This is a genomic window from Acinetobacter sp. YH01009, assembly GCF_013420765.1.
Lineage (GTDB): Bacteria > Pseudomonadota > Gammaproteobacteria > Pseudomonadales > Moraxellaceae > Acinetobacter > Acinetobacter amyesii.
Map to the genome: position 1 here is coordinate 1 of NZ_VOYE01000031.1, position 6,437 is coordinate 6,437.

9 protein-coding genes are annotated in these 6,437 nt (G+C 36.3%); 4 read left to right on the forward strand and 5 right to left on the reverse strand.

Annotated features, from left to right (window positions below; genetic code table 11):
• Positions 1-808 precede the first annotated feature (808 nt).
• Entirely contained in the window at positions 809-1,792 is a 984-nt protein-coding gene (locus tag FTT76_RS17110) for a RepB family plasmid replication initiator protein (protein WP_151710986.1), read from the forward strand.
• A gap of 13 nt (positions 1,793-1,805) precedes the next feature.
• Here the strand turns inward: FTT76_RS17110 and FTT76_RS17115 are convergent, their stop codons facing one another.
• On the reverse strand, positions 1,806-2,342 hold the full coding sequence (locus FTT76_RS17115; protein ID WP_228271298.1) for a hypothetical protein: 537 nt from the start codon (positions 2,340-2,342) through the stop codon (positions 1,806-1,808).
• The gene (locus tag FTT76_RS17120; RefSeq protein WP_151710984.1) at positions 2,342-2,632 is read right to left on the reverse strand and encodes a mobilization protein; all 291 of its coding nucleotides are present in this window, start codon (positions 2,630-2,632) and stop codon (positions 2,342-2,344) included. The genes FTT76_RS17115 and FTT76_RS17120 overlap by 1 nt, the downstream gene beginning before the upstream one ends.
• Before the next feature lie 363 nt (positions 2,633-2,995).
• Here FTT76_RS17120 and mobQ point away from each other — a divergent pair, with 363 nt between their 5' ends.
• The 3 genes from mobQ to FTT76_RS17135 all read left to right on the forward strand — a co-directional run bounded on the left by mobQ (position 2,996) and on the right by FTT76_RS17135 (position 4,910).
• Positions 2,996-3,967, forward strand: coding sequence for a MobQ family relaxase (mobQ, locus tag FTT76_RS17125; RefSeq protein WP_180006216.1), 972 nt, complete (start codon positions 2,996-2,998; stop codon positions 3,965-3,967).
• A complete protein-coding gene (locus tag FTT76_RS17130) occupies positions 3,964-4,461 on the forward strand; it encodes a hypothetical protein (RefSeq protein ID WP_180006217.1) in 498 nt (165 codons plus the stop codon). Before mobQ ends, FTT76_RS17130 begins: the two co-directional genes overlap by 4 nt.
• Before the next feature lie 197 nt (positions 4,462-4,658).
• Positions 4,659-4,910, forward strand: a complete 252-nt coding sequence (locus tag FTT76_RS17135; protein WP_004969151.1) for a hypothetical protein — start codon at positions 4,659-4,661, stop codon at positions 4,908-4,910.
• A gap of 23 nt (positions 4,911-4,933) precedes the next feature.
• Here the strand turns inward: FTT76_RS17135 and FTT76_RS17140 are convergent, their stop codons facing one another.
• From FTT76_RS17140 to FTT76_RS17150, 3 genes are all read right to left on the reverse strand, one after another.
• Entirely contained in the window at positions 4,934-5,248 is a 315-nt protein-coding gene (locus FTT76_RS17140; protein WP_096902543.1) for a BrnA antitoxin family protein, read from the reverse strand.
• Entirely contained in the window at positions 5,211-5,522 is a 312-nt protein-coding gene (locus FTT76_RS17145) for a BrnT family toxin (RefSeq protein ID WP_096902542.1), read from the reverse strand. Before FTT76_RS17145 ends, FTT76_RS17140 begins: the two co-directional genes overlap by 38 nt.
• Positions 5,523-5,754: 232 nt before the next feature.
• Positions 5,755-6,384, reverse strand: a complete 630-nt coding sequence (locus FTT76_RS17150) for a hypothetical protein (RefSeq protein ID WP_078194520.1) — start codon at positions 6,382-6,384, stop codon at positions 5,755-5,757.
• Between the last annotated feature and the right edge of the window lie 53 nt (positions 6,385-6,437).

Below are 6,437 nucleotides of genomic sequence, written 5' to 3' on the forward strand. Positions count from 1 at the left end.
AAATCTGTTGCATCACATGCGTAATCTGCATGAGTAGGAACGTCATGCAGTAATACAGAAATTTCTTTATTCATTAAGCCACTCATTAATAATTATCTTAAGATTTTCTAAAATTAACATAATACACCTTATACGAAATGCTTTAAATTTATCTTTAAATTTCAGTGTCTTATGTTTGTTTGAAAAGCCCTATCACAGCCGATTGGGCTTTTTTATGCATTTTTCACGTTCCACGCTTACTTCTTGAGCAATGTTCCACGGTTTTGATTAGCTCCAGTGAATAATTAAAACCTAGATAATAAGAACCGAACGAGTGTCTACGAGTGATTGAGCATCATTAAAATTTCGCCCTCGCCTTTTCTCTGATTACAAGCTCCCCTTTGCTTCACAACGAAAGATACAGAGCATCCCGAATGGGTGCGAACTTTGGAGCTTTTGCTTTTCAAAAAGTATGAGCGAAGCGAATACATTACCAATGCTTTTGCTTTTAGATTTCACAAATAGTATTAACGAAAAACTGCCCCACGAAGCGAGGAACGAGCTTCAATAGAGTACGAGCTTTAGCGAGTACATAGGGCAGTTTTAAGTATTTCCCTATTTTTTAATATTTTAAATATTTTTAAATATTTTTAGACCCCACTCAAAGCCATGCTGTGCGTGGCTTTGCACGGTTTAACTATGAGGGATTGACGCATAACTATGAGGGATTGACGCATAACTATGAGGGATTGACGCATAACTATGAGGGATTGACGCATAACTATGAGGCGATATATTATTCTCATAATTAATAATAAGGAATACAAAAATGAGTAAGCTCTTAGTAGTCAAAGCAAATAATATTATTGAAGCTAGTTATCAACTGTCTTTGAATGAACAGCGCTTAATTTTGGCGGCTATAGCCTGTATACCCAAAGGCGAAGAAGTGACAGATAACACAGGTTATTGCGTCACAAGGGAATCATTTATTGAGTTAGGTGTTAACCCAAAAACAGCAAGCAGAGAAATTAGAGAAGCATGTGATCGACTTTTTAATAGAGTTATCACAATAACAACTGAAGCAGGGACATTTAAAACTCGATGGGTTCAAGACATCATGAAATACAATAGTGATTGGGCTTTGGCTAATCCTGAATTTATCCAAGAGGTGACAGGGAGCGATCCTTATGCAGAAGATTATATTTTGGCGGCAATAAGGTTTAGTAAGTCTGTATTACCCTTTATTAGTAACTTATCATCTAACTTCACACAATATTTTCTTCAAGACATAGCAGGAGTAAGTAGTGGGTATAGCGTTCGATTTTATGAATTAATGATGCAATTCAAGAGTACAGGTTATCGAAAAATAAGGCTTGATGACTTGCGCAATATGCTTGATCTGAATAATAAGTATCCATTAACGGCAGACTTAAAAAGATGGGTAATAGATACCGCAATTGATGAACTTAATGAAAAATCTCCCATTACAATCAAATATAAACTGTTAAAAACAGGGCGTAAGTTCACACACATAGAATTAAAATTTAAGCAAAAATTGTCACCTAAAAAAATAGAATCTCAGCGAGATCAAAAAACTATAGATATGTTCAGCAACTTATCTGACAGTCAAATTAAGACCTACAGTTCAGTATTATCTAAGGTTCATAGCATCTCTGACTTAGCCGACAATAAAGATTACCCAGCCTTTTCAATATGGATTGCCAATATTTTACGTGACCCTACATCCGTCCGAGAGGAAACCGCAAAGCGGATTTTTAAAGCATTGCGGACTGAAACAGACTTCAAAGACTAAGATTTTATATACATTACGTCATAGGGAACGCTGAGTACAGTTTACGGCAAGTCGGATATTTAGCTTGAATTTTATGTAAATAATAAGTCTGATCTTTTTCAAGAAAGCCGTTCAGTAGACCACTCTTATCCGTATAGAAACAATGTCCTTTTTCTCTATTCCATACTAAAAAAGGAACGGATGGCTTACTTATTGAGATAACATCATTCTTACACTGAAGTAATGCCAGTGAACTCACCTGATACTTTCTTGCTTGGTTACCATCTGGCGGATATGCTAAACCAATGATCAAACTTCCTTTTTTTATATTCTTAATTTTAAAATCGCTATTCCATTCATTTGGGCTAGAATATCTAAACCAAGCCATTAATGGGCGAAAAATAAAATTATGGTTAGAAAATTGAAATTTAGTCTGATTTTCACCTGATTCAAATGATTGAACCCTTGCTATAAATACCTCATCTGGTGAGTGTGGCTCACAAGCACTAAGATTCTGCGTACTCATAATTGTCGCTAAAATTCCACCCCATAAAACTAGTGTTTTTCGCATTATTTGGATATCTCAATATTAGGCAAATCAAAAAGCTGTCTATCCCGATCTTCTGTTAAATACTCGTTAAGTTCAGCAAGTATTTTTTCTTTATTTGCTTCATTAGCATTCATCTTTTTAATCAAATAAGAACCGAGCAGAATTTTACGTCTAGTATCGTCCTTACGTTCCTGTTCTTTTTTCTTGGTGCGTTCTCTTGCTTCGATAGCCTGTTTCTGAGCTTTTAACTGTTTCAGCTTCTCTAACTGGGCTTCAATTTTCTTTTCAATATTTTCAGTTGATTTTGTCATAACGGTTAATTTCGGGATATAGAAAACCACTCAAGCATAAGGCTCTATGAACTAGAGTTCAAGCGAGCTATATGCTATCGTGTTTTTCATGAAATGCGCACTTACGACTTGAATTTCATTCAAGTCAAAAGATGCGTAAGGGGGACACCCCTTAACCCCAAAAGCAAAAGCAAAAGCGGTAAAGCAAATGAAGAAATACAATATTGATGAACAGCATATTTTTATATGCTCAAACTGTGGGAATGAATTTTTATACAAATTACCTAAAATTCTTATAGAGCAAATGAATGGAGTATCCATTCAAACTATTAGAAAAGAATGCCCGAAATGTAATCAATACGTGGATGCCACAAGGAAAATTTAATGGCGATTTACCACTGTACAACCAAAACCGTTAACCGCAGTTCGGGAAGAACTGCCGTTGCATCTATGGCTTATCGTGCAGGGGAAAAACTAGAAGATAAACGTACAGGGCTGACGCATGACTTTACGAGAAAGGATGGAGTCGCCCATACCGAAATTGTGTCTAATCTCAATATTGAAATTGACCGCAGCCAACTTTGGAACTTGGCGGAACAGTCCGAAAACCGCAAAGATGCCCGAACCGCCAGAGAGTGGGTAATCGCCCTACCCGATGAATTAGACGCAGATCAACGTAAGGACTTGGCAAAAGCCTTTGCCACGGCCTTAGTTGATCGCTATGGCGTGATTGCAGACTTAGCCATCCACGAACCCAGCAAAGGCGGAAATGATAAGAACCATCACGCCCATATCATGCTTACCACCCGAAAGGCGGAATTAGACCCTGAAAACAATCTGACTCTGACCACAAAGGCAGAAATTGAACTCAGCAACGCCAAACGAAAAAGCCTTGGTATGGGTACAACCCAAGACGAAATTAAACAGATTCGGGAAACGTGGGCAAACCTTGCCAATCGTGCTTTGGAACGAGCAGGCATACAGGAAAAAATAGATCACCGCAGCTATGCCGATCAGAATAACGGACTACAAGCCACCATCCATGAAGGCACTAAAGTCACCCAATTACGCAGAAAAGGCATAGACACTGAAATCAGCCGTTTTAATGACAATGTGAAACAGCAGAACGCCCAACAGCTTGACCAACAGAAACAGCAGAAAGAGAGCGTTTTACAGCGTGGTTTAAACCGTGTCGATCAAGGTTTTGATCAATGGCAGAAGAACCAAGAAACCAAACGTCTAGAACTGGAACGCCAAGCGGAAATGAAACGACAGCAAGAATTAGATAAACAACGAGCCGAGCAAGCACTCCGCAAGGCATCTCAAAAACTAAGTAGAGGCGGAATGTCATTATGAGTAATCAAAATGATTTAGATGACCAGTTATATATTTTATTGGCATCCATGAAGGAATATCGAGAAGCCATAGCAGACGATAAGAAGCGATTAGAGCAGTTTTACAACCAAGTCGCTAGTGGAGTGCTAGACAAGGCTGAAAAATCGCTAGAAAACGCAAATAAGAAGCATACAGGTGCATTAAACAACAGTATTCAGGCATTAAACGAAGCTACAAACAGGCTCAACTTAAAACTTATCCTTATTTTTGCCAGCACGTTTGTGGCTGTGATGATGGTATTCATTTTGGCAATCTTCTTATACGTGCCAAGCAAAGACGAAATTGATAACCGTAGAGCTGATATGGCTTTACTAAAAAAATATCCGCTACAAATTAGAGAAAGTGATGGTGAAACATTGGTGAGAATCATGAGGAAAAATTGCTATTCGTTTGAACCGAGTAGTGTCAAAGAAAAAACGTATGACTGGTGTCAGATCGACCCTAAAAAATACTAGTTGATCGGTACTTTGCTTGGTTTTTCTTATTACTGATCAGATTACAGCAAGCGCAAAGTTGCCCGACTTTGAAACATGGCTAAAGCCATATTTCAAAGCATCGAGCTGAAATTTCGCATAAGAGATTTTATGTTAAATAAGACTATTAAGATCAGTTATAATTATCCAATAAGTGATTAAAAATAATAAGGTAATTTATGTCTACATGGGTGTGGGTACTTATTTATTTGGCAGTTAGCTTAATGTTCAAATGGATTATTTCATGGGGTGGAGCTGATTATATTAAAGGCTGGAAGAGTATCTTTTTCTTAGATATGGAATCAAGCTCATGGAATGAAGAACAGCTTAGAGCTATGGCTTTGTTTCTATGGATAGCATTTACCATTCTTTTTATTATAGGTTTAATTTACCCCGAATTTAGATTCTATAAGCTTAAAAATAGTTTGTAAAAAACGGAGCTTAAGCTCCGTTTTTATGGGTGATTTTTTAAATCATTCAGCATTGCATCACGTAAAATCTTATTCATACGTGTCTGATAGCCTTTGCCTTGTGCTTTTAGCCATTGCATGACATCTGCATCAATGCGTACTGTAGTCACTTGTTTAGTTGGCTTATAAAACGGATTTTGGACAGCATTTTTCCAAAAGCTTTCATCAAGTTCAGGAATGTCGGAAAAGTCTATTTCACTGTCTGCGCGTTTAGCCAGAGCTTCAAGTCTTGCCTTTTGTTCTTCAGACAAAACAGGAGGTTTATTCAAATCTACTTTGTACGTAACGGTTTTGCTCATACTGTTTCCTCTCTTTTTTCTCTGCCTGTCGTGCCGAAATAATGCGGATATGATCCATCCCATTATGGTCTTGTACTGTGTGGGCCACCAATAAAACAGCTTGCCCATGTACCATACCTATCGCTTGCCAACGATATTCACCATTTTCAAAGCGATCCTGTTTATATAAGGCATGAGCATCGTAAAAAACCAATGTCGCATCTTCAAAAGCTATACCATGCTTTTTAAGGTTTATTTCTGCTTTATGCTCATCCCATGAAAACTCAATTTCCATAGTTGCATCGCTTTTTGTTAATATAAAAATGTTAATACAAAATTGTAACTTTTGCAAAGTTCTTCCATTTTTTATTGGCAAAAGCTTACAGAATCGAACATAAAAAAGCCGACTTGTTTCAAAGTCGGCTTTTTACGGATTTTAGGGTTGAGTGTGAAGTTTTAAGTCATTGATTTTTATATTAATATACAAGTATATTGCGTATAACCACCATTATGTTAAATGTATAACTTTATAAAGTGTTAATTTTAAAGTCTTCCAATGTTTTGCCTTTTTCTTCTAATAAATTATGAACAAACTCAGGCTCTAATTTCAGCATCAGTTCAATAGCATCATGGATTTTCCAAAATTGTAATTCAGGATGATCTATTATTTGGATTAAATGGTTTTTAATTAAAGGAATATATTCATCGTATTTTTCATCATCAATTAACCAAAATAAGCGACTAATATCAAATGGTTCTGTATTAGATATTTCTATAATCTTTTGTATAGGATGAAATATTTTTATTCTAGCCTGTTCACCAAATCCTAGATCAGCTTGGAATGCCCAATAACGAACAAAAGCTCTAAGTACATGCTGAAGTGTATCATCATAACCATGTAAACGATGATCTATATAACCAACTAATTTATTTTCATTTAATAAATTTACTAATGCATCAAAACCAGAGGATTGTCCCCAATTAGTCAGAAGTTTTGCTGCCTCAAATACAATATTTTCATCAGAAGAATTTAATAAATTTATGACTTGTTCTATACGATCTTCAGGAATATCTTCTGGATCTAAATCTGTTGCATCACATGCGTAATCTGCATGAGTAGGAACGTCATGCAGTAATACAGAAATTTCTTTATTCATTAAGCCACTCATTAATAATTATCTTAAGATTTTCTAAAATTAACATAATACAC

Excerpts from the sequence above, each read along its gene's own strand:
- FTT76_RS17110 (WP_151710986.1), top strand. The coding sequence starts at position 809 with ATGAGTAAGCTCTTAGTAGTCAAAGCAAATAATATTATTGAAGCTAGT.
- FTT76_RS17115 (WP_228271298.1), bottom strand. The coding sequence starts at position 2,342 with ATGCGAAAAACACTAGTTTTATGGGGTGGAATTTTAGCGACAATTATG.
- FTT76_RS17120 (WP_151710984.1), bottom strand. The coding sequence starts at position 2,632 with ATGACAAAATCAACTGAAAATATTGAAAAGAAAATTGAAGCCCAGTTA.
- mobQ (WP_180006216.1), top strand. The coding sequence starts at position 2,996 with ATGGCGATTTACCACTGTACAACCAAAACCGTTAACCGCAGTTCGGGA.
- FTT76_RS17130 (WP_180006217.1), top strand. The coding sequence starts at position 3,964 with ATGAGTAATCAAAATGATTTAGATGACCAGTTATATATTTTATTGGCA.
- FTT76_RS17135 (WP_004969151.1), top strand. The coding sequence starts at position 4,659 with ATGTCTACATGGGTGTGGGTACTTATTTATTTGGCAGTTAGCTTAATG.
- FTT76_RS17140 (WP_096902543.1), bottom strand. The coding sequence starts at position 5,248 with ATGAGCAAAACCGTTACGTACAAAGTAGATTTGAATAAACCTCCTGTT.
- FTT76_RS17145 (WP_096902542.1), bottom strand. The coding sequence starts at position 5,522 with ATGGAAATTGAGTTTTCATGGGATGAGCATAAAGCAGAAATAAACCTT.
- FTT76_RS17150 (WP_078194520.1), bottom strand. The coding sequence starts at position 6,384 with ATGAATAAAGAAATTTCTGTATTACTGCATGACGTTCCTACTCATGCA.